Here is a 14817-nt window from a genome sequence, read left to right as displayed (position 1 = left end):
CTCAACCCTGCTTGGCGGGTGTAGGGGCTGGCGCCGGCGCGGACTGGCCGCTGTCCTTGAGCGCCTTGGTCACTTCCGGCGGCATGTATTTCTCGTCATGCTTGGCCAGGACTTCGTCGGCGACCACTACGCCGTCGGCGTTGAGCTTGCCCAGGGCGACAATGCCCTGCCCTTCGCGGAACAGGTCCGGGAGAATGCCACGGTAGGTGATGGTCACCGACTTGCTGAAGTCGGTGACGACGAAACGTACGTCCAGCGAGTCGCCGGAGCGCTGCAGGGAGCCCTTCTCGACCATGCCGCCGGCACGGATGCGGGTATCCAGTGGCGCTTCGCCATTGGCGATCTGGGTCGGGGTGTAGAATAGGTTGATGTTCTGCTGCAGGGCGCTCAGGGCCAGGGCCAGGGCAATACCCACCCCCGCCAGCAAAGCCAGAATGATAAACAGACGCTTTTTACGCAGCGGATTCACTTGCGGCTCTCCCGGCGCAGACGACGCGCCTCTTCTTGCAGATAACGACGACGTGCCAGCAACGGCGCGGCGACGTTGACGGCCAGTACCAGCAGGCAGATGCCATAGGCCGACCAGACGTAGAGGCCATGGTGTCCCATGGCCAGAAAATCACTGAACGAGGCGAAACTCATCGTGCCGCCTCCTGACCCAGGGTGTTCATCACTTCGGCCTTGACCCAGTTGCTGCGCGCCTCGCGCTTGAGCACTTCAAGACGCATGCGCAGCAGCAGCACGGCGCCGAAGAAGCAGTAGAAACCCAAAACCGTGAGCAGCAGCGGCAGCCACATCTCGGCCGGCATCGCCGGTTTCTCGGTGAGGGTAAAGGTCGCGCCCTGGTGCAGGGTGTTCCACCATTCTACCGAGTATTTGATGATCGGGATGTTGATCACCCCGACGATGGCCAGTACTGCGCAGGCCTTGGCCGCGCTCTCACGATTGCTGATCGCCTGGCTCAATGCAATGAGACCGAAGTACAGGAACAGCAGGATCAGCATCGACGTTAGTCGGGCATCCCAGACCCACCAGCTGCCCCAGGTCGGCTTGCCCCAGATGGCACCGGTGACCAGCGCCACGGCGGTCATCCAGGCGCCGATGGGGGCGGCGCATTGCAGGGCGACGTCGGCGATTTTCATTTTCCAGACCAGCCCGACCACGCCGGCCACCGCCAGCATCACATAAATGGACTGGGCCAGCATGGCCGCCGGCACATGGATATAGATGATGCGGAAACTGTTGCCCTGCTGGTAGTCCGGCGGCGCGAAGGCCAGGCCCCAGACCACGCCGACACCCATCAACAGCAAGGCGGCGATGCTCAGCCAGGGCAGCATTCGCCCGCTGATACCATAGAACCACTTGGGCGAGCCCAACTTATGAAACCACGTCCAGCTAATCACGCTGCTTTTCATCACGGTACATCCAGGGCTTTGCCGGTCCATGTATGGCCGGAACCTCATTATTCGCTGACGCTGATCTTCAGGCCAGCCGCTATTGCAAAGGGTGTCAGGGTTACCGCCAGGGCGGTCAGGCTACCAAGCCAGAGCAGGTAACCGGTCGCCGGCATTCCTTGCAGGGCCGCCTGCAAGGCGCCACTACCGAGGATCAACACCGGGATATAGAGAGGCAGAATCAGCAATGCCAGCAACAGCCCGCCACGCTTCAAACCGACTGTCAGGGCCGCACCCACGGCGCCCAGCAGACTCAGGACGGGCGTACCAAGCAGCAACGATGCCAACAATACAGGCAAACAGGCCGCTGGCAAGCCCAGCATCAGCGCCAGCAGCGGTGCCAGCAGCACTAGCGCCAACCCGGAAAACGACCAGTGTGCCAGTACTTTGGCCAGTACCAGAAGAGGCAGGGGGTGCGGCGAAAGGACCCACTGCTCAAGCGATCCGTCCTCGAAATCACTGCGGAAAAGCCCGTCCAGCGAGAGCAGGACGGACAAAAGAGCCGCGACCCAGACCAGTCCCGGTGACAATGTTTGCAACAATTGAGTCTCGGGGCCGACTGCCAGCGGGAACAGCGCAATCACAATCGCGAAGAATACCAAGGGGTTGGCCAGCTCTGCGGGGCGGCGACACAACAGCCGGGCTTCGCGGCTGAGCAACAAGGTAAAAACACTCATACGGCCCATTGCCCCAGGTTGATTTCCCGATAACCGGCAGGCTTGCGTTCGAGAGTGTGATGGGTGGTCAGGACCACCATGCCGCCCTGCTCGCAATGCTCGGTCAGGTGCTGCTCGAGTTGGGCCACGCCCTGTTTGTCCAGCGCGGTGAAGGGCTCGTCGAGGATCCACAGCGGCGGGCTGTCCAGGTACAGGCGGGCCAACGCCACCCGGCGCTGCTGGCCGGCCGACAGGGTATGACAGGCAACGTCTTCGAAGCCCCGCAAACCGACCGCTTCCAGGGCTTGCCAGATGGCCTTGCGCTCGGCAGGACGGTGCAGCGCGCAGAGCCAGGCCAGGTTTTCTTCGGGGCTGAGCAGGTCCTTGATCCCGGCGGCGTGGCCGATCCACAGGAGAATCCGCGCCAGTTCGCTGTCCTGTCGCTCAAGCGGCTTGCCGTTGAGCAGCACCTGGCCGTGGGTCGGCCGCATCAACCCGGCGAGCAGGCGTAACAGGCTGGTCTTGCCACTGCCATTGGGGCCGCTGATTTGCAGCATGTCACCGGCGCCCAGTTGCAGTTCGAGATTTTCGAACAGCATCCGCCAGTCACGCTCACAAGCCAGCCCTACGGCTTCGAGATGAGGAGTCACGCAATCGCCTTATCAATGAAATGACGGTCTGTGCCGCGGTTCAAGTCGGCTGCCTGGCAGCCGTTATACTGGTTGCGTAGCGAAAGAATGCCGGCCTGTTCGAAAGAGCCGTGTGTACACCTGCGCTTCCAGGCTCCCCGAAAGATCGGGCGGCATTATACATGCCATGTCCTACTGCAAAGAGGGCAATTTCGACAGGTTGTGACTCGATGACAGGCGAAATCAACAGCCTCGCCCCCGTGGCCGCCACACCCGGAACGCCACGACCGGCAGTACCCGGTGGGGAAATATTGAAGTTGATGCAATCGCTCGATGGCTTGTTGCCAACTGGCGAAACCGCCAAGGCCGAAGTGCTTTCGCTGAAACAGACGGCACAGGACTTCCAGCTGCTGCTCAAGCTGACCCTGGCCAGTGGGCGCGAAACCAACGTCCAGGTCTCAAGCAAGCAGCCGTTGTCCCAGGGCACACAGCTGGCGGTGACGCAGGCTTCGCCCAACAACCTGATGATCAGCCTGCAGCAAGCGCTCAGTGCCACCACCCTGACACAGCTTGATACCCGGCAACTGCCGGTAGGCACTTTGTTGCAGGGCAAGGTCGTGACCTGCCAACTGTTGCCACAAGGCCCGGGCCTGCCTGCGGTTTACCGCGCGATGGTCAGCCTGCTCAATACCGCCCAGGCCGGCGCCACGCTGAGCCTGGACAGCCCTCGCCCACTGGCGCTGGGCAGCCTGCTCAGCGCCCAGGTGCAGGGTTCCCGGGCGCTGAGTTTCGTGCCTCTGGGCGGTCGCCTCGATCAACTGGCGCTCACCCAACAACTGGCAAGCCAGCAAGCACGCCAGGGCTCTGTGCAAGGCTTGCTGAGTGCATTGCAAAAACTCTCTGACAGCGAGCAGCTGCCCGCCGCAGTACGTGTCAACGCCGACCAATTGTTGGCGAGCCTGCCCGACATCCGTCAACTCAGCGATGCCAAGGGGCTCGCCCAGGCGCTGGGGGACAGCGGCGCTTTTCTGGAAGCCAGGCTGCTCAGTGGGCAAACCCAGGCGCTGGCTCCGGATCTGAAAGCCCAGCTGTTTCGTCTGGTCGCGCAGATTCTGCCGGCGCTACCGGGCAACACCGAATTCAACCCGGCGGCTGCCGCCTCCACCCTCGCCCAGGTGCTACCGGGTTTTGTTCGCAGCGCGTTGGGAACCCTGGGCCAGGTTAGTGCCAAGCCGCACCCGGGGGCCTTTCCCCTGCCCTCCCGGTTGTTGTCGGCCCAGGAGGATGAGGGCGACCTGGAACACCTGCTCAAGCTTGCCGCAGCGGCTGTCTCGCGCGTGCAAAGCCATCAGCTGGCCAGCCTTGCGCAAACTGGCAGCACCCCTGAAGGCAACCTGCAGACGACTTGGCAACTGGAAATCCCTCTGCGCAACCAGCAGGAGTTCATACCCTTGCAGGTCAAGCTGCAACGCGAAGAAACCCCACAGCAGCAGGCCGAACAACACGCCGAAAAACGCGACCCCAAAGAGTTGCTCTGGCGCGTGGAACTGGCATTCGACATGTACCCGCTAGGCCCCCTGCAAGTGCAGGCGCAACTGGTTCGCGGCAGCCTGTCCAGCCAACTGTGGGCCGAACACCCCGCCACTGCCCGCCTGGTCGACAGTCAATTGGGCTTGCTGCGCGAACGCCTGATCGCCAGCGGCCTGACGGTCGCCGAGCTGAATTGCCATCACGGAACGCCGCCGCAAGGTCCGCGTACGCACCTTGAACAACGTTGGGTCGATGAAACCGCATGAATGAAAAACCACCGCGCCAGGCCATTGCGCTGCACTACGACGGCCACCAGGCCCCTGTGCTGACCGCCAAGGGCGACGATGAACTGGCCGAGGCGATCCTGGCGATCGCTCGCGACTATGAAGTGCCAATCTATGAGAATGCCGAGCTGGTCAAGCTGCTGGCGCGCATGGAGCTGGGCGACCGCATACCCGAAGCGATGTACCGCGCGATTGCGGAGATCATTGCGTTTGCCTGGCACTTGAAGGGCAAGGCGCCGCAGGTTGAAGCGTCCGAGCGGGATGCAATGCCCAACAGTTGAATCGGCGGTTGATCTCGTTACCACGCTCTGCGTCACCAGGCCGGTATCGTCGTGCTCCTACCAACGCAACTCGAAGGCATATTTCGCGCCCGGCTGGATGCTGCTGCCCAAGCGTGCGCACTCGCGAGAAAGGGTGTCGTGCAACCATTGACGGTCATCCCCTTCGGCGCGACAGATGCGAAAGCGACGCAGGCGAGTGGGTATCAGGTCCAGCGACTGCAGGTGCCCGCCCGGGTCCAACGCGGCAAAGTAGAGAAGCCCCAGGTCGCCGCGAAAGGTTGTGTGGTTCTCGATGCCTTCGTAATCGTTCAGGAGATCACCGCAGCCATAGAGAATCAGGCGTTCGCGGTACACCTCGATGCCCTTGATGTGGTGCGAGGAATGCCCGTGCACCAAGTCAACTCCGGCCTCGTCGATCAAGGCATGGGCGAACCGGACCTGCTCGCGCGGGACATCGAACCCCCAGTTGCCGCCCCAGTGAATGGAGGCGACCACCAGATCCCCCGGTTTTTTGCCCTCGATAATCCGTTTGGCCACAGGGCACAGGCTTTGCATCGACAGATCCTCCAGCCGCGCGACGCCCGCGCGCCTATCCGTGGCGGCCCAGTCCGGCGCAATGCCGCTGTCGGGTGCGCCGAGGCCAAACACCAGCAAGCGCCGCCCGCCAGGCTGCGGCAGCACGGCGGGCGCTTCGGCAGATTGCCGGTTGTGCCCGGCGCCGGCGCTGCATATACCCTTGCTCGACAGGGTATCTAGCGTATCGGCCAGGCCGGTTGGCCCCCAGTCCAGCACATGGTTGTTGGCCAGCACGCAGCAGTCGATGCCGGCTGCGCTGATGGCCGGGAAGTTCTCCGGGCTCATGCGGTAATTGATGCCCTTTGGCTCCGGTCGTCCGCGGCGGGACACCGCAGTTTCCAGATTGATGATGCGTGCGTGTGGCTGGCGAAGTTCGAACTCATCCAGCGCAGCGCCCCAGACATAGGAGAAATCGACTGGGCGGGTAATTGGACCATTGAGTTCTTCTGCCAGCTGGACGTAATCGCCGGCATTCTTGACGTAAGCTTCATAAAGCCGCGGATCGCCGGGATGCGGCAGTACTGCGTCGATGCCGCGGGCGGTCATGACGTCGCCGGCGAGAAACAGCTTCAGCGTATCGGTAACAGCTGCCATGGCACCCTCCCGGATATCCCGAATAACGTAAACCGGCAACGTATAAATAAATATTACGTGGAATAGTTGCCATCTGCAGTGGCGATGGAACCGCAGAGAAGATCATTCGACATGATTCCTCTCAAACACGGTGATTGCCATGAGTCCGTACGTAGGCCCGAAAGGAATAAACTTCGTTCGCAGCAAACTCTCCAATTTCCCGCGCCCAGACAAACGCGTCCCCCTTGATCGCATCGCTGAAATCGGTGGTTCGAACAGTTGGAAGCACACCTGAAAGCACATTGACTGTCGTCGTTTGCAGGGGGCACGCGCCTACCCCACAAGTGGCCTACCCGTTTGCCACGTAGCGGGTAGGCGCCAGGGGCTCAGCCGCGATGCACCTTGCTCATCAATTCCGCTTCAGCCTGAGTCAGGCCACAGGACTGGGTCAACTCGTCGACGCTGGCGCCCATGCCCACCAGCTTGGCGGCCTGGGCGAAGGACAGGCTGCTGGGGTCGCGCTGTTCCAGCTGGGCAAGCTTGTCCGGCAGCGGCGCGACGACCGCTTTCAACTCGTGCAGCACCTCACCCATGCCGACGCTACCGTTCTGGTAGTCATCGAGCCGCTTGCCCAGGTCCTTGATGCGCTGGTCGCGCAGCACATTGTCCCGGGCCTGCTGCTCGGCAAGCAGGCGCAGTTTTTTGGTATGCGCCAGGAACATCCCCAGGCTCGTAGCCCAGAGAATGCCCAGGAGGATAACGGCGACCTCGAAGATCAATCAGATGCTCTCCAGCTCGGACCACTCTTCCTCGGTCATCATCTTGTCCAGCTCGACCAGGATCAGTAATTCGCCGTTCTTGTTGCACACGCCTTGAATGAACTTGGCCGACTCTTCGTTACCGACGTTCGGTGCGGTTTCGACTTCCGACTGGCGCAGATAGACCACTTCGGCCACGCTGTCGACCAGAATCCCGACCACTTGCTTGTCGGCCTCGATGATCACGATACGGGTATTGTCGCTGACTTCCACCGGCGCCAGGCCAAAACGCTGGCGGGTGTCAATCACCGTGACCACGTTGCCGCGCAGGTTGATGATGCCCAGCACGTAGCTCGGCGCACCGGGAACCGGAGCGATCTCGGTGTAGCGCAAGACTTCCTGGACCTGCATCACATTGATGCCGTACGACTCGTTGTCCAGGCGAAAGGTTACCCACTGCAGAATAGGATCTTCGGAACCTTGTGCAGACGATTTGTTCATACCCATAACCCCTCAAAATCCGCCGTTGACGGTTGCTCAGTTCAGCCGCGCGCCAGGCGCGACCCCTTTATTTTTTATGTTTGGCCGCAGGTGTTGCGCCCTGCATCTGCTTGACCGCACCGCTGGCAATCAGCTCGGCCAGTTCAGACACGTCCAGCAACGCGCACATGTGTTCAATGACGGTTCCGGCCAACCAGGGCCGCTGCCCGCGCTGGGTCCGCCATTTGATTTCGTTGGGGTCCAGGCGCAGCGACCGGCTGACCTGATGTACCGCCAGCCCCCACTCGTAGCCCTGGACCGAGATCACGTATTGCAGGCCTTGCCGGAAATCATCGCGATAGCGGTCGGGCATGACCCAACGCGCCGTGTCGAGCACCTTGAGGTTACCGCCCTGGCTGGGCAGGATGCCGAGAAACCAATCAGGCTGGCCGAACAGCGGCGTCAGCTCGTGCCCGGCCAGTGAATAGATCGAGCCCAGGCAGACCAGCGGCACGGCCAGGGTCAGGCCCGCCACATCGAACAACAGACACTCGAAGGGCTCGGCCGCCCAGGCCGGGCGTCCATCGCTGGTCACGCGCGGCGGTGCGGCATGGTTGGCGGCCGGCAAGTACACGTCCACCAACGGTTCCAGCGGTTGGATCGCAGCCGCCGGTGGCTCGGGGACCTCGACCTTGACCGGCGCTGCCTTGAGCTCGACAGGCACGACCGGTGTAACGCTGCCGATGGCCTTGGCCACCGAAGCGACTGCCGCATCGCGGGCCTGTTCTTCCAGCACTGCAGCCTGGAACTCGTCCAGCGCGATGCTCTGCTGCGAAACCGGCTCAGGCATCGGCACAGGCTCGGGCGCCAGCTCTTCAGTGGCCTCCTGCAACAGCGCATCGAGGTAGGATTGCAGGGCCAGTTGCGGCCGAACGGCGATATTGACCGGACGATTCATCAGGCCACCTGCGCGACAAGTTGTTGGGCGAGCAAATGCTTGAGCAGCGTGCGGTAGGCCACTACCCCGCGGCTCTTGCCGTCAAATTGCGAGGGCGTCTGCCCGGCCCGGCTGGCATCGCGCAGCCGCGTATCGACCGGAATGAAACCCTGCCAGATGTTGTCCGGATAGCCATCACGCAGCACCCGCAAGGTGCCCAGCGAGGCCTGAGTGCGGCGGTCGAACAGCGTCGGTACGATCTGGAACGGCAGCGCCTGCTTGCGCGAGCGGTTGATCATCGCCAGGGTGCTGACCATGCGTTCGAGCCCCTTGACCGCCAGGTATTCGGTCTGCACCGGGATCACCAGCTGCTGGCTCGCCGCCAGCGCATTGACCATCAGCACACCCAGCAACGGCGGGCTGTCGATCACGGCGTAGTCAAAGTCCTGCCACAGCTGCGCCAGACTCTTGGCGATCACCAGGCCCAGGCCGCTCTGCCCGGGCGATTGACGCTCCAGGGTCGCCAGCGCAGTGCTCGACGGCAACAGCGAAATGCGTTCGTCGCTGGTCGGCAACAGCAATTGCCCAGGCAGCCCCTGCGGCACCGCGCCCTTGTGCAGGAACAGATCGAAGCAGCTGTGTTCCAGCTCATCGGGGTTATGCCCGAAATAGCTGGTCATGGAGCCGTGGGGGTCGAGATCGACCACGACCACGCGCTTGCCCGCCTCTGCCAGCAAGCCGGCTAAAGCGATGGACGTGGTGGTCTTGCCGACCCCACCTTTTTGATTGGCTACTGCCCAGACTCTCATTGTGCGGCTTCCTCCCGGCACGGCAGTTGGCCCGACCGAGACACGTTATAAGGTCGGTGACGGGGAATTGACGACCTTGGCCCCGACCGACTGCGATACGGGCACCGGTGCAGTTTGTGTGCCAGCACGCTTCAACGCGGCATCGGGTTTGACATTGGCACTACCGGCGCCAGTGATGCTGCGGCGCACTTCCAGGTTACGGGAGATCACCAGCACCACGCGGCGGTTGCGCGCCCGCCCTTCGGCCGTGCCGTTGCTGGCAATCGGCTGGAATTCGCCGTAACCGACCGAAGCCATGCGGACCGGGTTGATCCCTTCCACCGCCAGCATGCGAACGATGCTCGCCGCCCGCGCCGACGACAGCTCCCAGTTGGTCGGGTATTGCGCCGTACGGATCGGCAGGTCATCGGTAAAGCCTTCGACATGCACTGGATTATCGAAGGGTTTGAGGATCTTCCCGACCTTCTCGATGATGGTGAAGGCCACGTCGCTGGGCATGGCATCGCCGCTGCCGAACAACAGCGAGGAATTGAGCTCGATTTCGATCCACAGCTCGTTGCCACGCACGGTCAACTGATCGGACTTGATCAAGTCGCCGAAGGCATCGCGCACGTCGTTGGCGATGGTCTGCAATGGATCGATCGAGGCCTGGGCCAGCCCTGCATCGAGCTGCTCGCTATCCTTGATCAATGGCTCGGCCGGCTTGATCGTCACTGGCCGTTCATCGCCGATCGGAATCGGCTTGAGGCTGCGATCGGCGTCGTTGAATACCCCGATCAGCGCCTGGGACAGCACCTTGTACTTGCCCTCGTTGACCGATGAGATCGAATACATCACCACGAAAAACGCAAACAACAGGGTGATGAAATCGGCATAGGAGACCAGCCAGCGCTCGTGGTTTTCATGCTCCTGGGGCGGACGACGACGAGCCATGCGCTACTCCATGAAGCCCTGAAGCTTCAGTTCGATCGAACGCGGGTTCTCGCCTTCGGCGATTGAGAGAATGCCCTCGAGCAGCATTTCCCGGTAGCGCGACTGGCGCATGGCGATGGACTTGAGCTTGTTGGCAACCGGCAACAGCACCAGGTTGGCACTGGCCACACCGTAAATGGTGGCGACGAACGCCACGGCGATGCCATCACCCAATTGCGAGGGGTCGGCCAGATTGCCCATCACATGAATCAGGCCCATGACCGCACCGATGATGCCGATGGTCGGCGCGTAGCCGCCCATGCATTCGAATACCTTGGCGGCCTGCACATCGCGGTTTTCCTGGGTGTAGAAATCCACTTCGAGAATGCTGCGAATGGCTTCCGGCTCGGCACCGTCGACCAGCAACTGCAGGCCCTTGCGTGCATAGCTGTCCGGTTCGGTGTCGGCAATCGCCTCCAGGCCCAGCAAGCCTTCCTTGCGCGCGGTCTGGCTCCAGTTGACGACGCGATCGACACCGCCTGCCAGGTCGATGCGTGGCGGGAACAGAATCCAGCCGAAGATCTGCAAGGCGCGCTTGAAGGCGCTCATCGGCGACTGCAGCAAGGCAGCTGCCAGGGTCCCGCCGATCACGATCAGGGCCGCCGGACCGTTGAGCAGGGCCATCAGATGGCCGCCTTCAAGGTAGTTGCCGCCGATGATGGCGACAAAGGCCAGGATCAGTCCGATAAGGCTCAGTACATCCATCAGATGCACGCCTCGGCCAGGTGCCGGCCGATCTCGTCCAGGCTATAAATCCCATCGGCGAGGTTGGCCTTGGCGATGGCCATGGGCATGCCATAGATCACGCAACTGGCCTCATCCTGGGCCCAGACATGGCTGCCGCCCTGCTTGAGCAGGCGCGCACCCTCACGGCCGTCGGCCCCCATGCCGGTGAGCACCACCGCCAGAACCTTGTCTCCGTAGGCGCGGGCGGCCGAGCCGAAGGTGATATCCACGCTTGGCTTGTAGTTCAGGCGCTCGTCGCCCGGCAGGATTTTCACCGTGCCGCGCGCGTCGACCATCATCTGCTTGCCACCGGGTGCCAGCAGGGCCAGGCCGGGACGCAACACATCGCCGTCCTCGGCCTCCTTGACGCTGATGCGGCACAGCTTGTCCAGACGCTCGGCGAATGCCTTGGTGAAGGCCGCCGGCATGTGCTGGATCAATACGATGGGTGCCGGAAAGTTGGCGGGCAGCTGAGTCAACACCCGCTGCAGCGCGACCGGGCCACCGGTAGACGTGCCGATTGCCACCAGTTTGTAGGCCTTGCGCTTGGGCGCAGGTGCGGCAACGGCCGGTGCCGGTGCCCGCGATGGCACGCTGCGCGCAGCAGCCGGTGCTGCGGCCGTCAAGCTGCTGACAGTCGGTTGCACACTGCTGACCGGCGCTGGCGACGGCTGGCCGTAGCCGCTGAAACGGCGATTGCTGCGGGAAACGGTGTGGACTTTCTCACACAGCAGTTGCTTGACCTTCTCGGGGTTGCGCGAGATGTCTTCGAAATTTTTCGGCAGATAATCGACCGCACCGGCGTCCAGTGCGTCGAGGGTCACACGCGCCCCCTCGTGGGTCAGCGAGGAAAACATCAACACCGGCGTCGGGCAGCGCTGCATGATATGCCGTACGGCGGTGATGCCATCCATCATGGGCATTTCATAGTCCATGGTGATGACATCGGGCTTGAGCGATTGCGCCTGTTCGATTGCTTCCTTGCCGTTGGTCGCGGTACCGACGACCTGGATACTCGGATCGGACGAAAGGATCTCCGAAACGCGGCGGCGGAAAAAACCGGAATCATCCACCACCAGGACCTTGACTGCCATAAACACTCCATTAGGCGACGCGAGCCTTGCGGCCCGCGCCACCGGGGTCAAATACGTCGCGCGGCGTAGCGCTTGAGCATGCTCGGGACGTCGAGAATCAGCGCAATGCGGCCATCACCGGTGATGGTGGCGCCGGACATGCCCGCCGTCCCCTGCAACATCTTGCCCAATGGCTTGATGACCACCTCTTCCTGGCCCACCAGTTGGTCGACGACGAATCCGATCCGCTGCGTGCCCACCGAAAGGATCACCACATGGCCCTCACGTTGCTCTTCATGGGCGGCGGAACTGACCAGCCAGCGCTTGAGGTAGAACAACGGCAGTGCCTTGTCGCGCACGATCACCACTTCCTGGCCGTCGACGACGTTGGTGCGCGACAGGTCCAGATGGAAGATCTCGTTGACGTTGACCAGCGGGAACGCAAACGCCTGATTGCCGAGCATGACCATCAGCGTCGGCATGATCGCCAGCGTCAACGGCACCTTGATGACGATCTTGGACCCCTGCCCCTTGGTCGAGTAGATGTTGATCGAGCCATTGAGCTGGGCGATCTTGGTCTTGACCACATCCATGCCCACGCCACGGCCGGACACGTCGGAGATCTCGGTCTTGGTCGAGAAGCCCGGGGCGAAGATCAGGTTGTAGCAGTCCGATTCGCTTAAGCGATCGGCCGCATCCTTGTCCATCAGGCCTTTTTCCACGGCCTTGGCGCGCAGCACGCTCGGGTCCATGCCCTTGCCGTCGTCGGAGATCGACAAGAGGATATGGTCGCCTTCCTGCTCGGCCGACAACACCACGCGCCCGCCACGGGATTTGCCCGATGCTTCGCGTTCCTCCGGCGTCTCGACACCGTGGTCGACCGCGTTGCGCACCAAGTGCACCAACGGGTCGGCCAGGGCCTCGACCAGGTTCTTGTCCAGGTCGGTTTCTTCGCCGACCAGTTCCAGGTTGATCTCTTTCTTCAACTGCCGGGCAAGGTCGCGTACCAGTCGCGGGAAGCGACCGAAGACTTTCTTGATCGGCTGCATGCGGGTCTTCATCACCGCCGTCTGCAAGTCGGCAGTGACCACATCCAGGTGCGATACCGCCTTGGACATCGCCTCGTCGCCGGTGTTGAGGCCCAACCGCACCAGGCGGTTACGCACCAGCACCAGCTCGCCCACCATGTTCATGATTTCGTCCAGTCGCGCGGTATCGACCCGCACGGTGGTCTCGGCTTCGCTGGCAGCGGGCTTGTCCGGTGCCGGCGAGGCCTGACGGGCCGGCGCCGGAGCCGGGGCCAAGGCCGGTGCAGCAGGCTCGGGCTTCTTCGTAACCGGCCGCTGGGCTATTGCGGTGTCTGCTGCCGGTACCGAGGCAGTCGGTGCGCCGGCAAACTTGCCCTTGCCATGAAGCTCGTCGAGCAGGGCATCGAATTCCTGCTCGCTGATGTGATCGCCGCGAGCCGGGCCTGCGGACGACTCACCGACCGCCACTGCTGGCGTCGCGACAGCCTCGACACTGAAGGCACCCTTGCCATGCAGCTGATCGAGCAGTGCTTCGAATTCATCGTCGGTGATTTCATTGCTGGCTTCGCTGCCGGCAGCCGCAACAGGCGCCTGGCTGGCCACAGGGCTGATCGCATCGGGCGCAAACTGCCCCTTGCCGTGTAACTGATCGAGCAGTGATTCGAATTCGGCGTCGGTAATTTCATCGCTGGCAGGCGCAGCGCAAACCTGAGCCTCGGCCTCGGCCTTGACGGCATTGAGCGAGTCGAGCAGCTGCTCGAATTCATTGTCGGTGATGTCCTCCGCAGCCGGCTCGGCTACGACCTCCGGTGCTGCGGCAACGGCCATCGACGCCGCTGCCTGCTCCTCACCTGCAGGTTCTGCCAGGCGCGCCAGGGCTTCGAGCAACTGCGGCGTGGCCGCGGTGATCCGAGTGCCCTCGCGCACTTCGCCGAACATGCCGTTCACCGCATCCAGCGCCTCGAGCACCACGTCCATCAACTCGGAGTCGACCCGGCGCTCACCTTTGCGCAGGATGTCGAAGACGTTCTCGGCGATGTGGCAGCACTCCACCAGCTCATTGAGCTGGAGGAAGCCGGCGCCCCCTTTTACAGTGTGAAAACCGCGAAAAATTGCATTGAGCAAATCGGCGTCATCCGGGCGGCTTTCAAGCTCGACCAGCTGTTCGGACAATTGCTCAAGAATTTCGCCGGCCTCTACCAGAAAATCCTGAAGGATCTCTTCATCGGCGCCGAAGCTCATTTGGTGCTCCCTAGAACCCTAGACTGGATAGCAGATCGTCGACATCGTCCTGACCGCTTACGACGTCTTCACGCTTATCGGCATGAATCTGCGGACCTTCACCCCGAGTCGGATGTTTTTCTTGATCTTTTTCCGCACGCAGCTGTTCGCGGTCGTGTTCGATACCGGCGAAGCGGTCGACTTGACTGGCCATCAGCACGAGCTTGAGCAGGTTGCTCTCGACTTCGGTCACCAGCTGGGTCACGCGCTTGATAACCTGGCCGGTCAGGTCCTGATAGTCCTGGGCCAGCAAGATGTCCTGCAGGTTCTCGGCAACCGCGCGCGTACCTTGCTCGCTGCGTGTCAGAAAAGCGTCGACACGCTGGGCCAGTTCACGAAACTCCGCCACCGCCACTTCTTTGCGCATGAAGCGCTGCCAATCGGCACCGAGGCCCTTGGCCTCTTCGCTGAGCTCGTTGAGCACCGGGGTACTCTTCTCGACCAGGTCCATGGTGCGGTTGGCCGCACCCTCGGTCAGCCTGACCACGTAGGAAAGACGCTCGGTGGCATCGGTGATCTGTGAAACTTCCTCGGCCTGCGGCATGTGCGGGTCAATCTGGAAACTGACGATCGCGCTATGCAACTCGCGGGTGAGCTTGCCCACTTCCTGGTACAGGCCGCGATCACGGGTCTGGTTCAGCTCATGGATCAGTTGCACCGCGTCGCCGAACTTGCCCTTTTCCAGGCTGCTCACCAACTCGTTGGCATGTTTCTTCAGGGTCGACTCAAAGTCCCCCAAAGACGAAATGTTGTGCTCCATAGCGCCCCCG

Annotated in this window: 17 protein-coding genes; 2 read left to right on the top strand and 15 right to left on the bottom strand. The window is 62.3% G+C overall.

Annotated features, from left to right (window positions below; genetic code table 11):
* Position 1: 1 nt before the first annotated feature.
* The 5 genes from ccmE to ccmA are packed head-to-tail and all read right to left on the bottom strand — an operon-like array spanning position 2 to position 2709.
* Positions 2-469, bottom strand: a complete 468-nt coding sequence (ccmE, locus tag NVV94_RS07890; RefSeq protein ID WP_258446647.1) for a cytochrome c maturation protein CcmE — start codon at positions 467-469, stop codon at positions 2-4.
* Complete coding sequence (gene ccmD, locus NVV94_RS07885) at positions 466-642, bottom strand: heme exporter protein CcmD (RefSeq protein WP_258446646.1); 177 nt, start codon at positions 640-642, stop codon at positions 466-468. The genes ccmE and ccmD overlap by 4 nt, the downstream gene beginning before the upstream one ends.
* The gene (locus NVV94_RS07880; protein ID WP_258447644.1) at positions 639-1403 is read right to left on the bottom strand and encodes a heme ABC transporter permease; all 765 of its coding nucleotides are present in this window, start codon (positions 1401-1403) and stop codon (positions 639-641) included. Before NVV94_RS07880 ends, ccmD begins: the two co-directional genes overlap by 4 nt.
* 59 nt (positions 1404-1462) lie before the next feature.
* Positions 1463-2131, bottom strand: coding sequence for a heme exporter protein CcmB (ccmB, locus tag NVV94_RS07875; RefSeq protein ID WP_258446645.1), 669 nt, complete (start codon positions 2129-2131; stop codon positions 1463-1465).
* The gene (gene ccmA, locus NVV94_RS07870) at positions 2128-2709 is read right to left on the bottom strand and encodes a cytochrome c biogenesis heme-transporting ATPase CcmA (RefSeq protein WP_258447643.1); all 582 of its coding nucleotides are present in this window, start codon (positions 2707-2709) and stop codon (positions 2128-2130) included. Before ccmA ends, ccmB begins: the two co-directional genes overlap by 4 nt.
* 260 nt (positions 2710-2969) lie before the next feature.
* Here ccmA and NVV94_RS07865 point away from each other — a divergent pair, with 260 nt between their 5' ends.
* Both NVV94_RS07865 and NVV94_RS07860 read left to right on the top strand, forming a co-directional pair.
* On the top strand, positions 2970-4535 hold the full coding sequence (locus NVV94_RS07865; protein ID WP_258446644.1) for a flagellar hook-length control protein FliK: 1566 nt from the start codon (positions 2970-2972) through the stop codon (positions 4533-4535).
* On the top strand, positions 4532-4834 hold the full coding sequence (locus tag NVV94_RS07860) for an EscU/YscU/HrcU family type III secretion system export apparatus switch protein (RefSeq protein ID WP_258446643.1): 303 nt from the start codon (positions 4532-4534) through the stop codon (positions 4832-4834). The genes NVV94_RS07865 and NVV94_RS07860 overlap by 4 nt, the downstream gene beginning before the upstream one ends.
* Positions 4835-4891: 57 nt before the next feature.
* Here NVV94_RS07860 and NVV94_RS07855 read toward each other — a convergent pair whose 3' ends face one another.
* The 10 genes from NVV94_RS07855 to NVV94_RS07810 all read right to left on the bottom strand — a co-directional run bounded on the left by NVV94_RS07855 (position 4892) and on the right by NVV94_RS07810 (position 14807).
* Positions 4892-6004 carry a CapA family protein gene (locus NVV94_RS07855; RefSeq protein WP_258446642.1) on the bottom strand — a complete coding sequence of 371 codons (1113 nt, stop codon included), beginning with the start codon at positions 6002-6004 and terminating at the stop codon, positions 4892-4894.
* A 365-nt stretch (positions 6005-6369) separates the two neighbouring features.
* A complete protein-coding gene (locus tag NVV94_RS07850; protein WP_258446641.1) occupies positions 6370-6762 on the bottom strand; it encodes a DUF2802 domain-containing protein in 393 nt (130 codons plus the stop codon).
* Positions 6763-7242 (bottom strand): chemotaxis protein CheW, encoded by a 480-nt coding sequence (locus NVV94_RS07845; protein WP_166364148.1) that lies wholly within the window; start codon positions 7240-7242, stop codon positions 6763-6765.
* A 67-nt stretch (positions 7243-7309) separates the two neighbouring features.
* On the bottom strand, positions 7310-8179 hold the full coding sequence (locus tag NVV94_RS07840) for a CheW domain-containing protein (RefSeq protein ID WP_258446640.1): 870 nt from the start codon (positions 8177-8179) through the stop codon (positions 7310-7312).
* Positions 8179-8967: a ParA family protein gene (locus NVV94_RS07835; protein ID WP_258446639.1), complete on the bottom strand. Its 789-nt coding sequence runs from the start codon at positions 8965-8967 to the stop codon at positions 8179-8181. The genes NVV94_RS07840 and NVV94_RS07835 overlap by 1 nt, the downstream gene beginning before the upstream one ends.
* A gap of 45 nt (positions 8968-9012) precedes the next feature.
* Positions 9013-9900: a flagellar motor protein MotD gene (gene motD, locus NVV94_RS07830; protein ID WP_258446638.1), complete on the bottom strand. Its 888-nt coding sequence runs from the start codon at positions 9898-9900 to the stop codon at positions 9013-9015.
* A 3-nt stretch (positions 9901-9903) separates the two neighbouring features.
* Complete coding sequence (locus tag NVV94_RS07825) at positions 9904-10644, bottom strand: flagellar motor protein (RefSeq protein ID WP_258446637.1); 741 nt, start codon at positions 10642-10644, stop codon at positions 9904-9906.
* Positions 10644-11759: a chemotaxis response regulator protein-glutamate methylesterase gene (locus tag NVV94_RS07820; RefSeq protein ID WP_258446636.1), complete on the bottom strand. Its 1116-nt coding sequence runs from the start codon at positions 11757-11759 to the stop codon at positions 10644-10646. The genes NVV94_RS07825 and NVV94_RS07820 overlap by 1 nt, the downstream gene beginning before the upstream one ends.
* A 47-nt stretch (positions 11760-11806) precedes the next feature.
* On the bottom strand, positions 11807-14008 hold the full coding sequence (locus tag NVV94_RS07815; protein ID WP_258446635.1) for a chemotaxis protein CheA: 2202 nt from the start codon (positions 14006-14008) through the stop codon (positions 11807-11809).
* 10 nt (positions 14009-14018) lie between these two features.
* Complete coding sequence (locus tag NVV94_RS07810; RefSeq protein WP_258446634.1) at positions 14019-14807, bottom strand: protein phosphatase CheZ; 789 nt, start codon at positions 14805-14807, stop codon at positions 14019-14021.
* Positions 14808-14817 lie beyond the last annotated feature (10 nt).

This window comes from Pseudomonas sp. LS1212 (genome assembly GCF_024741815.1).
Lineage (GTDB): Bacteria > Pseudomonadota > Gammaproteobacteria > Pseudomonadales > Pseudomonadaceae > Aquipseudomonas.
This window is presented reverse-complemented; position numbering and strand designations above follow the sequence as displayed.